Genomic DNA, 17,793 nt, shown 5'->3' with positions numbered 1-17,793 from the left:
CAGCGCCTCGGGCGGGGCGTTGCTGTTCCACCTCTTGAGCAAGCTCTACGAACGCACAAGCGTCATCATCACTACAAACCTCAGCTTCAGCGAATGGGCAACCGTATTCGGCGACGCCAAGATGACCACCGCCCTGCTTGATCGTCTTACCCACCGCTGCCACATCCTTGAGACCGGAAACGACAGCTTCCGCTTCAAGGCAAGCTCAGCAGTAGCCAAAACGAAAAGGGAGGCCACGCATGCCTTGACCCCAGCATAACCCGCAGAACATAACCTTCAGGCGGGTCAATTCTCGATGAAAACCCCGGGTCACTTCTGGGTGGAAATCAACAGGTTCAATGCAATTCCGATGTGCCCATCTCATTGGCGTGCTTCGCGGAGCGGGCAACAGTCCGGACCACGGCATCATCGGAACCGCGTCCCTGGGAGGACCTCGAAGGCCTGCCGTCAGGCGGGCGTCAGCTTGGGGCCCTGCGTCTCAGGCCACCTTCGGTGCGGGACCATCGGAACGGAAGTCCGTGCCCTCGACCCACATGCGATGTAGGATGACACCCATGCGGCGCGCAAGCGCGACCATCGCACGCTTCGATCCTCGGCGGCGGGCAACCTGAGCGGCCCATGTCCTGAGCCAGGTCGAACGGCCACGGTGCATCATAACTGTGGCGGCTTGGCACAGAGCGCGTCGAAGGTTGACGTCGCCGGCCTTGGTGATGCCACCCGAGACATCACGCTCGCCCGACTGGTTTCGCGAGGGCGTCAGTCCAACCCAAGGCCCGACCTTCTTCGACGACGTGAAGCGGCCAGGGTCATCCACCGCGGATCGATAGGTCAGTGCGACCACCGCACCGACCCCGGGCATGGACATCATGCGGCGGCAGGCCGGATCCTCCTGGGCAAGCTGGCGGACACGGCGCTCCAGCCCGGCCAGCTCCTGTCGGAGCGATAGTCGCGCCCGTAGCATCGGTTCGGTTGCCGCTTCCAGCATCGGATTGCCCGCGGCCAATTCGCGAATGCGCTGTTCAAACCTGCCGCGCGATATGGAGCCGACCTTCAGGCCAAAGTTCCGCAAGAGCCCGCGAAGAGACATTTCCAGTGCGATGAAGCCCTGTTGCACTGCCTTGCGCGCGTTCAGAACAGCGCGAACCTCTTGTGCTGACACAGATTTACAGTGAACCGGTCGGAACCATCCCAGATGAAGCAGGCGCGCGATCCCTTCGGCATCCCTGCGATCGGTCTTGATCGGCATGGCCTTCAGCGCCCCCTTCACCTGCCGGGTTTCCATCAGCACGACGTCAAGTCCAGCCTGGGTCAGCCCGCGGTGCAGCCATTGCGACAGGGGACCGGCTTCCAGGCCGATGGCGGCGATGGTGCCGTCGAGGTCCCCCATCCAGCGCGTCAGCGCTTCCGGCTCGCTGGCCGCCTGCGCCTCCCTCTCGATCTTCCCATGCTCGCTGACCACGCAGATCGCGGTCTTCTCCAACGACACGTCCAGTCCGACAAACAGTCTCATCCTGCAGTCCTCCTTTTGGATCCAACACGGGACCCGCTACGACAGATGCCCCGCAACCTTCCTCTCCACATCGCTCTCGCTACAACCGTCATGTTCTGGCTATGAGCCGAGAACAAAGCCCTGACCCGGGAAACAGGAGAAACTACGGCAGAAGAAAGTGTCGGTCTTACACAGTGGTGGACTCGCGTTGACGCGTTTATACAATTAATGTTATCACCCTGTGGGTGAGCCTAAATTTTGGGAGGGGGTGGGAGGGTGGTAGGCGCCATTAAAATTACATAGTCGAGTGTTTCGGTCAGTGTGATATTTTTCCATTTTCTGCAAGAAAAGCCCGGCGGAGTCATGTATGAAAAAGAGAACGTCTTATGTCAGCTTTGTGATTCTTATGATTTTAATCTCCATCATTTATGCCTGTATTTATCTTTATGGGGCAGGCGCAATAGCTGAAACTTCGGCGAAAACTATATTCACGATATCTGCAATATCTGTCGTCATAATTTCTATACCGTCTTGGGTGGCTATTATTCATAATTCTGTTGTGTCAAGGATGGCGGGAAATGATTACTATCGGAATATTTTTTTAGCTCGGATTGAGCGGCGTGATATCGACACAATGATCTTGTGGCCGGAAACTGTAGATAAGATATTGAATGGAGGTGGGAGAATATGATTCGGAGCAGTTGGGAGAATGGGAATACGGTATCTGTTTACAGTATTTCAGAAATTGGTGTTTATGGTCAGTGGGCAACTGTGGGGGGGTCGACCGGGATAACAACGGAGGGAGCACTTACTGTTGCTGGGATGGTGTCGGTGTCGTCTGGTGTGGCGGCATATGCTGCATATGGCGCAAAAGTGACAATCTCAGGCGTTGAATCAACGTATAATTCTGGTGGCGGAGTCGCCACTCCCACTGGTATTCCAACCCCAATAACAGGTGCCGTATATGCGAACATAGATGGAACGATAACCGCTCAGGCTGGTTTAGGTATTACCGATGTGGCCGAGGCCGGGTTGTATGTGGGTTTTTCCAAGCAGGATATAAATGTTACGGTGCATTTCCCTATTGGAACAGTGTCATCTGCTAGAATGATTGGACAAAATGGTTTGGTCCCGGCCGGGATGGAGATGAATGCATTGGATGTCATCTCTGAAGTGAGTATGTTGACTAAATCAACGATTGGATTGTCACCATATTATCAGACGGATAATTCAGCCTCTGAAAGCGAAGGAGATGGTGCGACTTCTCTGGGGTATAGTATTGAGGATCCTGAAGATCTGTCTGGGTGGTCCAGAGATCCAAGCGACTATCCTACAGGATCGACTGTCGGTGGCTCCGACGGAACCGGACCTGTCGATCTCGATGGCGATGGCACTATTGACGGGTTCGATTGGGGAGGTGGAACTATACAGCCAATAATAATGGATCTCGGAGGGGATGGCATAGAGGTCTCATCTGGCCTCAAGGCATCATTTAACTTTGACGATGATGAGTACCGAGAAGCTGGGGCATGGGTTGGGGACAAGGACGGCTTTCTTGTCATTGATCGTCAGGATAATGGTGATGCCACCGCGAATACGGATGGCACTTTCGGTAACAATCAGATTACCCGTGCAGACGAACTGGTTCTCTCGCTTCTGACCGATAATGCGAGTGATACTGACCTTCAGGCGGTGCGCGATTCCTGGCTGAATAACAACGATACCACGGTTGCCTTCACGGGCAGCGATGGCATCACGCGGCAGATTCAGGTTCTCGACAGCAGGGACGCGGGCTGGGCACATCTGCGGATCTGGCGCGATCTCGATCAGGATGGCGAGGTCGATGGCGGGCTGGTTTCTTCCAAGAATGATACGACCGGCCAAGCGAGCGGCGAGCTGTTCACCCTCGATGCCCTCGGGATTACCCAGATCAATCTGGGCTATGACAATGGGGCCGCCTTCTCTGACAAGGAAGATGACATCACCGTCGGGCTTGCAACGCTGCATGGCCTGGGCAGCTATGTGCGCGAAACAGATGGTGGCGGCTTCGAGACGATTTCAGGCGGCGTGGGCGACATGTCGCTGGGTCATGCGGAATTTGGCTGGAAGCTCGTGGAGCTCCCGGATGGCAGCGGTCACGAATACCAGTTCGAGACTGGCGAGCGCTGGCGCTATGCGAAGCTCGCGGAACCTGGCTCTGCGGCCTTCAACTTGACGGCGGGGGCCTATGACGCCGCGCAGGGCGATGCACGGAACAATGACCTGAATGCGACGGGCAGCGCGCGCGCCGTGCAGATCGCGGGCGGTGCCGGGGCGGATACGCTGCGGGGCGGCGGCTCCGATGATCTCCTGTCGGGGGAGGCCGACGCGGACAGCCTGATGGGCAATGAGGGTAATGACCTTCTGGTGATCGACAGTAACGATCTGGTCTCCGGCTTCGTGGATGGCGGACAGGGCATGGATACGCTGATGGTCGGGGATGATCTGGCGGTCAGCCTGATCCTGGCCGATCATGCGGCGGAGGCGGGCATTGGCGGCGCCGGGGCGGATATGATCTCCGGCGCGGGCCAATATGGCGATGTGCGGATCTCCGGCAAGGGCGGCACGGACACGCTGACGGACGGGTTTGGCGATGATCTGCTCTCCGGCGATGACGGCAATGACACTCTTACGGCGGCGGCGGGCGATGATGCGCTGTTCGGTGGTGCGGGGCTGGATTCGCTGGCTTCCGGCGTGGGTGATGACCAACTCTATGGCGGTGACGCAGCGGACAAGCTGGTGGGCAGCACCGGCGATGACTATCTCTCCGGCGGCGCGGACAAAGACACACTCTTGGGCGGGGAGGACGATGACCGGCTGTTTGGCGGCGGCGGCGCTGACATCCTCGCTGGCGAGGCGGGGGACGACACGCTGGATGGTGGCGCGGGCAATGACACGCTGACTTTCTGGCGCGGCGATGCCGAACTCTGGGGGCAGGCCGGGGAGGATACGTTCAAACTGGCTTACAGTGCGACGCCGCGCTGGGGCTGGGCGGTGCTGTTTGGCGGCAAGGGCACGGATACGCTGGAGCTGGATGGCAGTTCGACCGACTGGAATTACCAGCTGGCCAAGACCCATGTCGGCGGCAATCAGTGGCAGCTGTATCGCCAGATCTCGTCTTCGGAGAAACTGGTCATCGACCTCATCGATATCGAGAAGATCACCTTCCTCGGTGCGGACGGCATCACCTCCGGGGATGACACCACGATTGTTCTGGGGGCTTTTGAGGATGACGATACGTCCGAGGATTACCAGAGACGGGAATGGGGGAATTACATCGGCGATGATGTCGCGGCGGGGCAAAAGGTCGATCCCGGCTATACTGGCGGCTTTTACAGCAATGGCATCCTGAACGGCTGGATGGGCAATGACAGCCTCACCGGCTGGTCGAATGTGGAGACCCTGGATGCGATCTCTGGCGGCTCCGGCACGGATACCCTGTCCGGGGCGAGTGGCGCCGACAGCCTGATGGGGGACACGGGCGCAGACCTGCTGCTGGGCGGCGAGGGCAGCGATACGGTCACTGGCGGATCGGGCGCAGACCAGGTTTCGGGCGGGGATGCCAATGACAGCCTCGTTTCTGGCTCCGGCAGTGACATGCTCTGGGGCGACGATGGCAATGATTCTGCCTATGGCGGCTCCGGCAATGATGTGCTGCTAGGGGGCATCGGTACCGACAGGCTTTATGGCGGCAGCGGTTCCGACCAGGTGTCCGGCGGGGCGCAATCCGACACGCTCTATGGAGATACCGGCTATGACCGGCTCTATGGCGACGAGGGCGCCGATCAGCTCTATGGCGGGGCGGGTTCGGATTATCTCTATGGCGGCGCGGACAATGACACGCTGGTCGGGGATAATCTTCTGACGGGCGAGGACACGCTGGGCTCGGGCTTCAATTACCTGTCCGGGGGCGAGGGCAATGACAGCCTGCTAGGCGGGGTGATGGATGACCAGCTGTCCGGCGATGCCGGGAATGACACGCTGATCGGCGGCACCGGGCGCGATGTCCTGATGGGCGGCGCCAGTGCCGACAGTCTGGATGGCGGCACCGGGATCACCGATGCCGTCAGCTACGAGTCCTCCCTGGGCGATGTGACGGTCGATCTCGCCACGCAGACGGCCTCGGGCGGGGATGCCTCCGGGGCGACGAACAATGACACGCTGGCGGGGTTCGAGCAAGCGATCGGCGGGGCGGGCGATGACAGCCTGTCCGGGTCGGGCGGCGACAACATGCTGGGCGGCGGCCTGGGCGCGGACCGGCTGGATGGCCGGTCCGGGGATGACGATCTCTTCGGCGGCGACGGGGCCGATTCCGTATCGGGGGGCGCGGGCGTGGACCGGCTCTATGGCGGGGCGGGCAACGACCTGCTCTATGGCGGCGACGGGGCCGATACGCTGGATGGCGGGGAGGGGATCGATGCGATCACCTTCGCCAGTGCCACTGCCGGCCTGGTCATCGATCTGCGTGCCAGTGCCAATCAGGGGGCCGAGCTGATCGATGACCTCTATCTCAACATCGAGACGGTCACCGGGACCGGCTATAACGATACGATCCTGGGCGGCTTTGAAGCCAATGCGCTGACCGGCGGCAGCGGCAATGACTCGCTGCAAGGCGGTCTTGGGAATGACAGCCTCTATGGCGGTGATGGCAGCGACAGCTTGCAGGGCGGTGAAGACGCTGACCTGCTCTATGGCGGCGGCGGCGCCGATGTTCTGACCGGCAGCAGCGGGCGCGATCTGCTCTATGGCGGCAGTGATACGGCAGCGGACCGTTTCGTCTTCGCCGCGACCAGCGAGAGCGCAGACGGTTCCGCGACGCGGGACGTGCTCTATGACTTCCTGTCCGGGGTGGACGAGCTCGACCTGAGCGGCATCGATGCCAACAGCGCGGTGATTGGCAACCAGGCCTTCCTGTGGAATGGCAGCACGGCCCGGGCCAATGCGCTCTGGTATGTGGTCTCGGGTGCAGATGTCATCCTGAAGGCAGATGTGGACGGCAATACGCTGGCGGATGTCGAGATCGAGCTGAAGGGCATGGCGGCGCTGGTCGCGGGGGATGTCCTGCTCTGACCGCCAGACAGCGGCCGCTGCGGAAGGGGCGCCTGCGGGCGCCCCTTTTTCCCTTTGCGGCACGCCCCGGCGGAATTCAGCCAGATTCAGGCTGTTTGAGGCGTTTTGAGGCAGATCAGGGTAAAATCCGGGGAGCGTCCGCCCCGCAGTTTGCGGCGGAGAATTTGCATGAAATGCTACAAATTCATGCGTAGTCCTGTATCGACCCATGTGTGGATGCCCATGTGAGGTCAAGGTGGCTTTGGCGGTCAGGAATGAGTGATCGGTGCGGTCATGTGTCAGGCCTGTCGTGCGGCGCTTTGACATGGCCGCTGGCCGGTTCTCTGATTGCGGCTCTGTCAAGCGGAAAGCAACTGGTCCGTCGGGGGTCATGGTTCTCTTCGAGGTCACATGGTTTGCGCCTCAGCATGGCATCCGGTGGTGGTCGTCTCCAATGTATGGATCGGGTTGTGCAGAATGCTCCGCATCCCATCGGCCCGCGCGAGATCGACCAGCCTCCGCCCCTTCGGGACTTCGCTTCCCGCCGCCGGGGCGGGAATTCAGGTCAGGCTATGGCCTCCTTTTTCCACTTGAACTCGGTTTCGGTCCTCCACAATGTCAGCATAAGCACCGCGAGTTTACGAGCTGTAGCAACTGCCGCCTTGGCAAAGCCTCGTCGCCCGGCAAGTCGGACCGCCCAGCTTTTCAAGGCTGAGAACTTCTTCACCCGACCGATCAAGGTCGTTGCCGCCTCGAACAGCAGGCTCCGCATGGTTCCATCGCCGCATCTCGAGATCCGGCCGGACCAATCCATTTCACCGGATTGATACCTTCGAGGCGTGAGGCCCAGAAAGGCCCCGACGTTCTCAGCTCGCCGAAACCGCGCAGGATCATCGACCAGCGCAACAAAATTCAGCGCCACGACGGGGCCAACGCCAGGAACGGTCATCAACCGACGGGCGACAGGATGCGTCTTTGCTTTCTCCTTCACGGCACGCTCGAGATCTGCAGCTGCCTGACACAGCGTGGAATGGGCGGCAATGAACCCATCCGCAATGCTGCGCAGCACTGCGTTGCGCTCCCCTGCAGCGGCGAGTTGGTCTCGGAAGCCCTGACGCTGCCCACCTTTCCCGATACCTGTCAAACGGACGCCGAAGGTCTTGAGAATTCCCCGTACATGGCCCTCGAGATCCTTGCGCAGGCTGATCAAATGCGCCCGCGCGCTGATCAGGCAGCGTAGCCGGTCTGAATCCTCGCTTCGAACGTGAACAGGTGTGAACCAGCCTGTGCGAGCCAATTGAGCGAGGCCTTCCGCGTCAGCGGCATCGGATTTGTTGGGGCGAGCCGACAGGCTTTTGTGCGCCTTGCGAGCATCGATGCAGATGGTGGGGAGCCCCAGCCGGTCCAAGCCTCGCTGCAGCCAGATCGACAACTGCCCGCTTTCATGCACGATCAGCCTCGGTGATAGCGATTTTGCTCGAAACCAGCCCGCCACGCCCTCGGGGTCGGCGGGGGATACGCCCCGGGCAACGGTCTTGCCGTCTGCATCAACGACGCAGATCGAAATCTCTTTCAGTGAAACGTCCAACCCTGCGTAGTAGATCATGGTCGTTCTCCTCACGGCTGTTTCTGAGTGAGGCCATCTTACAGGACCTCGTCCGCCACCGGAGAGCAACCGCCGCAATCACACCATGTATGGTGATACGCGGATTGGCTGCTCATCAGTGAACCGGGCTCAGCGCCCTTGGGTCGATACGGCTTGGTCCAATCCCGATCTATCGATCGCCTTCCCTTACGCTTTCGGCACTCCTCTCACTCCCGGCGTTTCCCTACGACCTGGCCTGTCAGGCCGTCGCAGGAACCCTGTAATCTTCCTCCTTCTTCAGCATGGCCCAAAGACCGCGAGCCCTCTTGTTGGCCAAAGCTATCGCAACGAGCATCTTAGGCTTCTTGGCCAACATGCTTGCCAGCCATGATCCAGGTCGGGGCGTCTTTCGAACAGCCCAACGGACGACGGCCATCGCGCCGATGATGAGCAATCGCCGGATATCCTGCTGTCCCATCTTGGAAACCCTTCCGAGGCGTGTTTTTCCGCCCGTCGAATGCTGGCGCGGGACGAGACCGACCCACGCTGCGAAGTCTCGACCGCTCCGGAAGGTTTCCGGCGGCGGGGCGAAGACGTCGATGGCAACGGCTGTCATGGGGCCGATGCCTGGCATCGTCTGGAGACGCCGGGTCACGACACTGCATCTGGCTCGTGACTTCAGTTGGCGCTCAAGCTCGGCGATGGCGTCGGACAATGCCCTGATCTGGGTCAGGAATACGCTTGCCAAATGTCGGATGGCAGGGGGCAGGTGGTGACCTGCGCTGCTCAAACCGTCTGCCAAGGGCTCGACTCTGGTAGCACCTGTTGGCGCCACCAGACCGTATTCGGCGAGATGACCTCGCAGGGCATTCAGCAATTGCGTCCTCTGGCCGACCATCAACGCGCGGCTGCGGAAGAGGGAGCCCTGTGCCTGATCTTCTACCGTGTTAACCGCTACGAACCGCATGGTGGGTCTCGATGCAGCCTCAGAGATCGCTTCCGCGTCATTGGCGTCGTACTTCTGACGTTTCACGAAAGGCTTCACGTAAATTGGCGGAATCAATCTCACCTCATGCCCCAAAGCCTGGATCTCGCGCCCCCAATGATGGCCGGTCGCACAGGCCTCCATCGCCACCAGGCATGGCGGCAACCCGGATAAAAACGTGAGCAACTGGCCGCGTGACAGTTTCTTTCGAAACACTACGGAACCATCCGCCGCCGCGCCATGCAGCTGGAAGGCCTGCTTGGCGATATCGATCCCGACAATTGCGACGTCTTTCATGGCGCTCCCCCTCGGTGACTGGTGATCATTCCCCAGCATGACACATCAGATGCCGCCGGAGGGCATCCACACCATCAGTGAAAATCTGCTCATGCTACAAAGGAGCAGGTAGCGATGAGTGTGACGATGGACGACAGCATCAAACGGTGGACGGCGAAGCGTAAGGCGGCGCTGGTGGTCGAGATCATCCAGGGCAAGACGACGGTGGCGGAGGCCTCTCGAGCCTTTGACATGTCGCCGTCCAAGATCGAGGGCTGGGTCGATGATGCCAAGCGGGGCATGGAGAATGCGTTGCGGGCGAACCCGCTGGAGATCCGCGAGCAATACGAGAAGCAGCTGAAGGACCTGCAGGAGGCTTACGGCGAGGCCATGCTGGAACTGCGTGCCCGAAAAAAGCTGGCGGCCCTCATGGAGCGGGAGGATGGCAATTGATCAGGACGCTCCATGAGGGCCTGTCGGCGGATGGGGTCACGGTGCCGCTGACCAAGCTCTGCGCCTGGTTCGGCGTGCCGCGGCGGACCGTCTACTACAAGCCGACCAAGGCCGCGCCAAAGGTCGATCCCCGGTTTGCCGAGCCGATCAAAGCCATGATCGAGAAGGAACCTTCCTTCGGCTATCGCACGGTGGCCTGGCTGCTGGGCTTCAACAAGAACACGGTCCAGAGGATCTTCCAGATCAAGGGCTGGCAGGTTCGCAAGCGCCCGATCGGCATGCGCCCCCGGATCGAGGCGGTGCCATCTGTGGCCGCCGCACCTAACGAGCGCTGGTCGACGGACCTCTGCAGGATCTGGGCTGGCCGTGACGGCTGGACCACGCTGGCCTTAGTGATCGACTGCCATACTCGCGAGCTGCTGGGCTGGCATCTGTCGCGATCCGGCAAGGCCACCACCGCCGCCAGCGCCCTGGAGCATGCGCTGATCAACCGGTTCGGCACCTTGGGCAAAGTGACGCGCGAGTTCCTGCTGAGGTCCGACAATGGCGTTCGCCATCGGGCTCGGACCGATGGCGCCTCGATGGCTCACACTTCACCAGTCGGAAATACACCGCGCTGGTGCGCAGCTACGGCCTGAAGCAGGAGTTCATCACGCCGCACTGCCCGCAGCAGACGGATGTAATTGAACAGCCCCGTTCTGCGGCATTTGCCAATTTTATGTTTCAGTACCTGGTGACGCCGGAGGCTGAGCTCGCCTCCGCGTTCGTTGCCAGTGTTGCATGAGCCGCCGATAGACCTGTTCCGCCTGCTTGGCCATGCCGCGATCCGCTTGCCTCAGTTCGGGACGGTTGTAGCCATAGGCGCTACCGCGTTGGCCACGCTGGGCTTGCTCTCCGGCCACAAGCTCCATCTTGCGCATTTTGCGTGCAAGAAGTGTCGGGCGACCCCAAGCATAGTCCACCCCCTTCGACAGCATGTGCCAGATCAACACAGCCAGCTTGCGGGCAACCGCGACGGCGCCGACATGTGCCCCGCGGCGTGCCTTGATGCGCTCGTAGAAGGCGCGCAGTGGCCCAGGGCTTCTCACCGTCTGCCAGGCCGCCTCGACCAGCAGGTGGCGTGCGTCGCTCCGGCCGCGCTTGGTGATCCGTCCATGATAGGCCGGGCCATCGCCGGATTGCCGCACGCTGGCATGCAGTCCGAGATAAGCGGATAGCTGATCCGCAGATGGAAACCGGTCGATCCTGCCGATCGCAGCCATGACCCCGACTGCCACCACCATATCGACGCCAGGGATTGTCATAAGCCGCCTGACAGCCGTATCCGGCATGGCTGCACGTGCAATGTCCTCTTCAACCACCCGCTGCGCTGCCGTCTGCCGGTCATATTCTTCGATGTGTCGGATGATCGCCGCCCGCTCATCCGGCGGCACGTCTTGGGCCAGAACCCAAGCACGTCCCCTGCCGCCGAAGATATCCTGATGCGGACAGCGGGGGATGAGATGTGCGTGAAGGATCGACTGCACGATGGCCTTCAAGCGCACCCGACTCTTCACCAGCTGGTTGCGCCGTGTAACCTGACGGCGCCGTGCCTAGGTCGCAGCATCGGGGATCCAGACTTCAGGTAGGAACCCCGCAGCATAGAGCTGAGCAAGCACACGAGCATCAATCTTGTCAGTCTTGGTCTTTGCCCGTGCGATGAGGTGAACCTGCAAGGGATTGGCCACAACAACCCGCGCCACCTGTGGCGTAAGTATCTCGACGACGGCTGCCGCATTGCCTGTGGCTTCGACAACCACATGATCGGTCGGCAGGAGGGTCACGGCGAAAGCCGACAGCTTCTCCCTTGTCATATCGACGCGGCCAAGTCGTCGCGCGGTCCCGTCTTCCAAAACCACCGCCTCAGCAAAGACGCGATGGATATCCAGTCCAATGATGCGCATAGAGGCCTCCTTCCGTTGGCAAGAAGGGAGCAGGCGGGCACGCGGCATTTACAGATCCGTGCTCTCGGCACATCCGGGCGAGCCGCAGGGGCGACCATATAACGGAACGGGCTCTCGGCCCACTGCTGTAGCTCGGTCTGCCCGCACTCACGTGCTCCCGATGCCCCAGGTCCCGGATGCCATCATGATAGCAGTTCCCGCCGCCGAAGGCATCGCTGTGATCATGCCGGATAACGGAATGGTCGAGCGGGTGATCCGGACGCTGAAAGAGCAGTGCATCCATCGCCAACGCTTCGACAGTATCCAGCACGCGACCCGCGCCATCGGTGACTGGATCAGCTTCTACAACAACCACCGCCCGCATCAGGCGCTGGACATGAAAACCCCCGCTGAGGCATTCGCATTAGCGGCTTAACCTGTGCAGATTCCGCTGGCTCGATACAGTGCATCGTTCACCATGGGGCCAGCGAACAGCGGCAATCGTAGGTTTCTGCGGCTGCAATGCCGCGACCTCGCAGTCGGCAAACCGTCCATCGCGATGGTACTGCACGTCGTCGACACATACCGCCCTTTTCGACGCCCACTAATACCCACCTCAGCCGACATTGCGCTCTTGGCGGTAGCCAACCAGAGCTGCAAACTCTGCCAGTTCCGCAGTTGTCAATTCACCAGTCACAATCTCCAGAAGCCGCCGGTCCTCCTTGGTCATGCCTTTCTTCGGCCACGCCGCCCGGAATTTGCTTACTGCCTCCGAAAACCCGCCCGCCCAATGTGCCTGCCCCTTCTTCGAGCGGGAGGATATCGCGGCAACGAGTCCGTCAGGGACAGAGGCGACATCCGAGACGGTCTGGGCGCGCATCGTGAGAAGGTCCACGAAGCGCTGGAACCGGGACGGGTCGATCCGCGGCAGGACGGCATCGAGGATTGGGGGCAGCCACTGGTTTGGCATGAGCACCTGCGGCGCGATGACGATGCCGGTCAGATAGCCGTCAAGCCAGTCGACCGTGAGATCGGTGCCGCGCAGCAGTGCTGCAACTTCACCTTTCTTTTCGGGCGTGGGGGCCTCCTGGGCCAGTTCTTCAAACGCCAGGCCCGGGTCGAAGTCGGGATCGTCGCGGACCCAAGCTTCGATGGTTTGTTCATGCACATCAAGCATGACCGGAATCTTCTTCAGGTCACGACCATCTAGCAAAGCCATGGCGCAGGCGGCAAAGCCAGCTGCATCCGGATGAAGGGCTGTCTCCAGCACATCGGCTGAGCGGGCCAGAACGCGTGCCCACCAATCGCGTCGGGTCTCCAGCCATTTCCAAAGTGCCGTCTCGGCAGATTTCGCGCTGCGGGCCTTGTCGAGAACGGCATGGGCAGCATCGCTGTCTTCGAACCAGCTTTCGATAGTCTCGTGGCGATCCCACCATTCCTCGCTGGCGGCAATCAGCGCACCGTGTTGCTGAGGCGGAAGCTCCTTCACGGCCGGCGTCGAAACGAGATCAGCGATGAGGTCCGATGTCGCTTTCACCTCAGGCCGCAACCCGGCAATGCCGCAAAGCCGGACGACCTCAATCAGCCCCGGAACCGGCGGCTGCCCTTGAGCCAGACCATCCGCCAGCGCGATGGAAAGGGCACGGCGCACATAATCTGCTGTTACCGTCAGAGCGCCGACTTCGTCGGACATGCGCTCGACGAGCGATTTCTGGTCACGCGCAGTTCGACAAGTGATGGTGTAAGCGTCCTTCACGCCTTGCCCCTGTTTCAGGAGCAGCATCGCCATTTTGCGCTGCGATCCGGATTGCAACGCAATGCCGATGCTCTGAGCCCCACCCCCATCCGGCAAAGAAGCGCTTATGTTGTGGAGCTTCCAAGGCGTCTGATCTGCTGAGGGCGCGAGGCTCTTTCGCATCGCCTCTTTGAAAATGGTGTCCACCTGCGCCCGCGCCGCATCTTCGGGCATCCAACTGCGCAGGAAGACCAGTGACGCCAGAATGCGTCCCGGCAGTTCGCCACTTGCAAGGCGATCGGCAAGGCCCTTTGCTGCTGCGTGACGAATGCGCGGCGCCGGATCGAGCAACCAGTAACAGGCCATATCAGCATGGATGGAATCGCTTCGGCCCACCGAATAGGCCACGACATGATCGCGCATTTCAGGGGGCATGGCCGGGAAGCTCTCGGTCAGCGCGTGATGCACGGCAAGCGGCTCGCCATCTGCCTGCCGGATGAGTTCGGCAAAGAGTCCTTCCAGCAGAGCGTCACCCTCGGCAGGATTGGACGCACTCCGACCGGTTGCAGGTACAACCTGTTCGAGCTGCTGAGCGAGAGCAGCCGAGGCTGGCAAGCCATTTCGGGTCCAAAGCTGTGCAAAGAGCAAACTGTGGGCCGATGTCATGCGGCCCTGTCCGCGCGCCAGCCCAAGCGCGGCTTCGATCGCATCGATAAGGGTCTGGCCACGGGCTTTGCCGTTTTCCCGGGCGATGCGAGCGGCATCGAGCCCAGCTCCAAGAAGATCGAGCAAACCCTCGTCGCCTGGCGTTGGCTCTCTGATCGCGCAAATTCGTGCAACGATCTGACCACCCAACGCCGGGCGATGCAGCAGATCTGAACCCAGATGTTCGAGAACCGCGCGGCGTGCCCCGAAACCGTCATTGCCTGCAGCTTTCAGAGCGGCCAAGGCCTCATCGATCCGACTCTTCGCCATTGGTCACCGTCCCAGGCTGCGCGATTTCTACAGCCAACCTAGCAATGCCTTTCTGACTTGTCAGGAAGGCACGGCGTGATTGCAGTCTGAAAGAGGTGAAGCAACTTGGCCAGATACAGCCCGCCGCCTTATTCCCCCTCATGCAACCAGAATGGTGCCATGAGCGGCCGCTCTCGTCATGGCGTCGATGGCCAAGTTCTTGTCAGCGTGATTTTAATTTGGAACCCAACGTGCGGTCGTTGGACGAACAGGGCGATAATGGCCAGATGGTCAAGTATTTCTACAACTTCAGACTTCGTCGCCAGTATCTCATTGATATTTCGTGGCAGTGGCCATCGGGATTGGTTTGCTTCTCCTTGAGGGCGGGATGGCTCGAGCCGAGGAAGCACCCATCTTGGAAGCACGGGTCAGCAAGGTCCTGGACGGCGACACCTTCACTCTGAGTGGCGAGTCGCGTCGGATACGTGTCTGGGGCCTCGATGCGCCGGAATGGAACCACCAAGGCGGCCCAACCGCCACGTCTGCCTTGCGCAGCTTGATATCCGGCAAACACCTGCGTTGCGCTGTCGTCGACATTGATCGATATGGACGCCTCGTTGCCCAGTGTTTGCTGCCGAGCGGCCGTGACATCGCGGCAGAGATGATCCGTTCCGGCGCTGCTGCCGAATACTGCCGATATTCCGGCGGCGACTACGGCACTTGCTGAAATCCTGAGCGCAGCCCGCGCGCGCATTTCACGCCATTACCGCTCCCAATCATGATCGTTTCGAACAGGAGACGGAGCAAGCAGCCACTCAGCGTGCTGCGCCTCCTGAAGCGTCAATCCGAACGCCACATGTGACTTGGCTGCAGAAACAACTGCCCGCGCGATCCACGTCCGCTGGTCAGCATCCGCGACATCTCCTGCCAGCGCCTCAGTCCGCCCAGCGGCAAGCTCAGCCACAACCCCTTCGCCATACCGCTGGCGCAGTTCGTCGGCGAACCTCTCCGCATGGGCATCACCTCGAAACTCGACCTTACCATCCGCCTGCATGATGCGCCCCATTGACCCAAGCGCCTGCAGCAACCGGCCATTTTTCGGCACCAGTTCATGATCGCGGGCATGCTCGATCAGTTTGGCCGCCGCGTCGTAGAAGCCATCAAGATCATCGACAGCCTTCCGGCTTTGAGCCGGGTTCCGAAGGTCGAGACGCCGTCGCCCGGACAGGGCCAGCAAGTCACTGCGCACCCAGTCGCGTTCTTCCCAGGCATTGGCGGCCCCCATTTCCAGACGCTCGGCCATGCGATCACCGCTGAGACCCAAGGCCACTGCTTTGCTGATGATGTCCGTTTTCAGCCGGTCGGCGGCACCTGGCTGCAGAACAACGGCCCCCCTGCCCTGCGTCAGCCGGTCCCCCTCAACACCCGTCGCGTAAAGCTTGGTCTGCGGCAGCATCTGCAACAGCTGCGCACCGCGCGCATCGCCCAAGCCTCTGGCGATGTCGATGGCATAGCCATAAAGCTCATCCCGCATTTCCTTGCGCTCGGCGACCGGCATCTTCCGGATCTTGCCCTCCGCCTCAACCATCCAGCCGCTGAAATGCCGGTCCAGATCGGCCCGCTCCGCCGTCGCCACATCGCCCGGAAAGGACTGCAACACCCCGCCCCGCCGCAGGGCTTGTTCCGCCTTGGCGATCTTCTCACCGATCTCCGGCAGGCCCGTCAGCGCAGCAACATGGCTCAGACTGCGCATCGCATCCGCCGTGCGCGCCATCGTCGCCAAGGCATCCTCCAGAGCCTTGCCCTCGCGCGGCCGTTCCTCGGGTGACCGACCCTCGACCCGCGCCCGCTCGATCTCTGCCCGCGACGGCCCATAGGTCAGCAGGCCACGCTCAGCCCGCGAGGTGGCATCCAGAAACACGCCCTCTTCGGCCGCGATCGCCACCATGCGCGCCTTCATGACCTCCAGATTGTAGACATGCTCCTTGGCCATGAAGAACCAGCTGTCGTTCACCGTGCCCCGGTTGTTGATGACCATGTGAACATGCGGGTGCGCCTTGTCGGTGTGCAGGGCCGCGACATAAGACCAGACATCATCCAGATGCGCGCCCGACTGGAACATCTCGAAGGCCCAAGCCTCGGCGATCAGCTTTGCCTTCTCAGGCCGCACGTGGGACGGGAAGCTCATCAGCAGATGGGTGGTGTGCCCGTTCTGCGGCGACCCACGCCAATCCTCGACCCAATCGCCAACGATGTCGGTACGCTCGTCCTTGGTCAGGCCCTTGGCATGGGCATCCAGCACGACCCCGTTGCCGAAGATCGAGGCTGACTTCGAGAACAGGTAGTCCATCTGCGCCGCGAGCTCCTTGGCATTGGCCGTGCCGCCCCTGCCGATCTTCTTCAGCACCGCCGCATTCGACCCCATTGAGAACCGCCACAGCTGGCTGGCCCGGGTCGAGAAACTGAACCCGCGTCTGGGCGATGAACTGCCCGCCTTCACCCGGCCCCGCTGCGGCCGCAGGACGTTGATCTCCCCGAGGACAGCCTCTGCCAGCCCGATGGGACGCGACCCAAGCTTAACCATGGCGCGCACCCTCCTGCGCTTCAGCAAACTTGCGGAACAGCGCGACACCCTGACGCCGACGTTCGGCGATGATCTGGCTCAGCGCTTTCGCCACCATCGGCAATGAGCGGCGCAACTCATCAACGGATGCCCACTGCGCCTTGACCATCGGCGCCCTGCCCCGGTTCGCAGCCAGGGCGATCTGGTTCACATTGGTGCCGATCTTGCCCAACTCGTAGCGGATTTCCTCCAGCTTGGCGCTGTCCTCCCGGCTGAACTCGAGGAAGCCAGAGGCCATCCGCACCACCGATCGCACCCCATCGGAACGGGATTTCGCACCAAGCTGGGTGCAAAGCGCATCGAAGGCATGAAGTTCCTCAGCAGGCAGACGGCAACTCACGACCTGGCCTTTGCCCGCCGACCGAGGCCGGCCGCGCCCAGCCCCTTGCTGCACTGCAGAATCAGCAACTTCATTGCCAACACCCGCCAAAACCTTGGACCGCGATTTAAGTCTTGTTTCGCGAGGATCTGATTTTACCTCCAACTTCTGCCACCGATTATTTGTAGACACATCGCATTTCCTGCCACCCTTCCTATCCCTTCCGTCACCCCTTCTTCAAGCACAATCTAAGAGAGATTTATGCCCTTGCAGATTGTGATGGCCTTGGGTAACTCACCCGCCACTGAATGCGTTTCGCTGATCGCGCAACACACAAGGTGAGACAAGGACCGCACACCCCCAG

12 protein-coding genes and 1 pseudogene are annotated in these 17,793 nt (G+C 61.0%); 6 read left to right on the top strand and 7 right to left on the bottom strand.

Annotation, left to right across the window (positions count from 1 at the left end):
* Nucleotides 1-259: ATP-binding protein (locus BMX43_RS16530; protein ID WP_175482059.1), on the top strand; the 259-nt coding region annotated here is incomplete at its 5' end.
* A 219-nt stretch (nt 260-478) separates the two neighbouring features.
* Here BMX43_RS16530 and BMX43_RS16525 read toward each other — a convergent pair.
* On the bottom strand, nt 479-1,510 hold the full coding sequence (locus tag BMX43_RS16525; RefSeq protein WP_091303260.1) for an IS110 family RNA-guided transposase: 1,032 nt from the start codon (nt 1,508-1,510) through the stop codon (nt 479-481).
* Between the two features lie 1,671 nt (nt 1,511-3,181).
* Between BMX43_RS16525 and BMX43_RS20415 the strand changes: the two genes are divergently transcribed.
* Nucleotides 3,182-6,598, top strand: a complete 3,417-nt coding sequence (locus BMX43_RS20415) for a calcium-binding protein (RefSeq protein ID WP_091303258.1) — start codon at nt 3,182-3,184, stop codon at nt 6,596-6,598.
* Between the two features lie 544 nt (nt 6,599-7,142).
* Here the strand turns inward: BMX43_RS20415 and BMX43_RS16510 are convergent.
* Together BMX43_RS16510 and BMX43_RS16505 are read right to left on the bottom strand one after the other, a co-directional pair.
* Complete coding sequence (locus BMX43_RS16510) at nt 7,143-8,183, bottom strand: IS110 family RNA-guided transposase (RefSeq protein ID WP_091303257.1); 1,041 nt, start codon at nt 8,181-8,183, stop codon at nt 7,143-7,145.
* A 238-nt stretch (nt 8,184-8,421) separates the two neighbouring features.
* A complete protein-coding gene (locus tag BMX43_RS16505; RefSeq protein WP_091303272.1) occupies nt 8,422-9,444 on the bottom strand; it encodes an IS110 family RNA-guided transposase in 1,023 nt (340 codons plus the stop codon).
* Nucleotides 9,445-9,558: 114 nt separating this feature from the next.
* Here BMX43_RS16505 and BMX43_RS16500 point away from each other — a divergent pair, with 114 nt between their 5' ends.
* Together BMX43_RS16500 and BMX43_RS20240 are read left to right on the top strand one after the other, a co-directional pair.
* Nucleotides 9,559-9,876: a transposase gene (locus BMX43_RS16500; RefSeq protein WP_091303256.1), complete on the top strand. Its 318-nt coding sequence runs from the start codon at nt 9,559-9,561 to the stop codon at nt 9,874-9,876.
* Nucleotides 9,873-10,514, top strand: a complete 642-nt coding sequence (locus BMX43_RS20240; protein ID WP_245749511.1) for a DDE-type integrase/transposase/recombinase — start codon at nt 9,873-9,875, stop codon at nt 10,512-10,514. The genes BMX43_RS16500 and BMX43_RS20240 overlap by 4 nt, the downstream gene beginning before the upstream one ends.
* A 78-nt stretch (nt 10,515-10,592) precedes the next feature.
* Here BMX43_RS20240 and BMX43_RS16490 read toward each other — a convergent pair.
* Nucleotides 10,593-11,819 (bottom strand): annotated as a pseudogene (locus BMX43_RS16490) (IS110 family RNA-guided transposase).
* Nucleotides 11,820-12,003: 184 nt separating this feature from the next.
* On the opposite strand from BMX43_RS16490, the gene BMX43_RS16485 reads away from it, so the two are divergent.
* A complete protein-coding gene (locus BMX43_RS16485; protein ID WP_217643974.1) occupies nt 12,004-12,234 on the top strand; it encodes an integrase core domain-containing protein in 231 nt (76 codons plus the stop codon).
* Nucleotides 12,235-12,414: 180 nt separating this feature from the next.
* Here the strand turns inward: BMX43_RS16485 and BMX43_RS16480 are convergent, their stop codons facing one another.
* The gene (locus BMX43_RS16480; protein WP_091303255.1) at nt 12,415-14,508 is read right to left on the bottom strand and encodes a UPF0149 family protein; all 2,094 of its coding nucleotides are present in this window, start codon (nt 14,506-14,508) and stop codon (nt 12,415-12,417) included.
* 322 nt (nt 14,509-14,830) lie between these two features.
* On the opposite strand from BMX43_RS16480, the gene BMX43_RS16475 reads away from it, so the two are divergent.
* Nucleotides 14,831-15,214 carry a thermonuclease family protein gene (locus tag BMX43_RS16475; protein ID WP_091303254.1) on the top strand — a complete coding sequence of 128 codons (384 nt, stop codon included), beginning with the start codon at nt 14,831-14,833 and terminating at the stop codon, nt 15,212-15,214.
* A 36-nt stretch (nt 15,215-15,250) separates the two neighbouring features.
* On the opposite strand, the gene BMX43_RS16470 is transcribed toward BMX43_RS16475, so the two are convergent.
* A complete protein-coding gene (locus tag BMX43_RS16470) occupies nt 15,251-16,894 on the bottom strand; it encodes a relaxase/mobilization nuclease domain-containing protein (protein ID WP_175482149.1) in 1,644 nt (547 codons plus the stop codon).
* 169 nt (nt 16,895-17,063) lie between these two features.
* The gene (gene mobC, locus BMX43_RS19880) at nt 17,064-17,348 is read right to left on the bottom strand and encodes a plasmid mobilization relaxosome protein MobC (protein ID WP_091303252.1); all 285 of its coding nucleotides are present in this window, start codon (nt 17,346-17,348) and stop codon (nt 17,064-17,066) included.
* Nucleotides 17,349-17,793 lie beyond the last annotated feature (445 nt).

The sequence above is a fragment of the Gemmobacter aquatilis genome, from assembly GCF_900110025.1.
Taxonomy (GTDB): Bacteria; Pseudomonadota; Alphaproteobacteria; order Rhodobacterales; family Rhodobacteraceae; genus Gemmobacter; species Gemmobacter aquatilis.
Note: the sequence above shows the minus strand (reverse complement) of the source record. Positions and strands in the feature narration are given on the sequence as shown.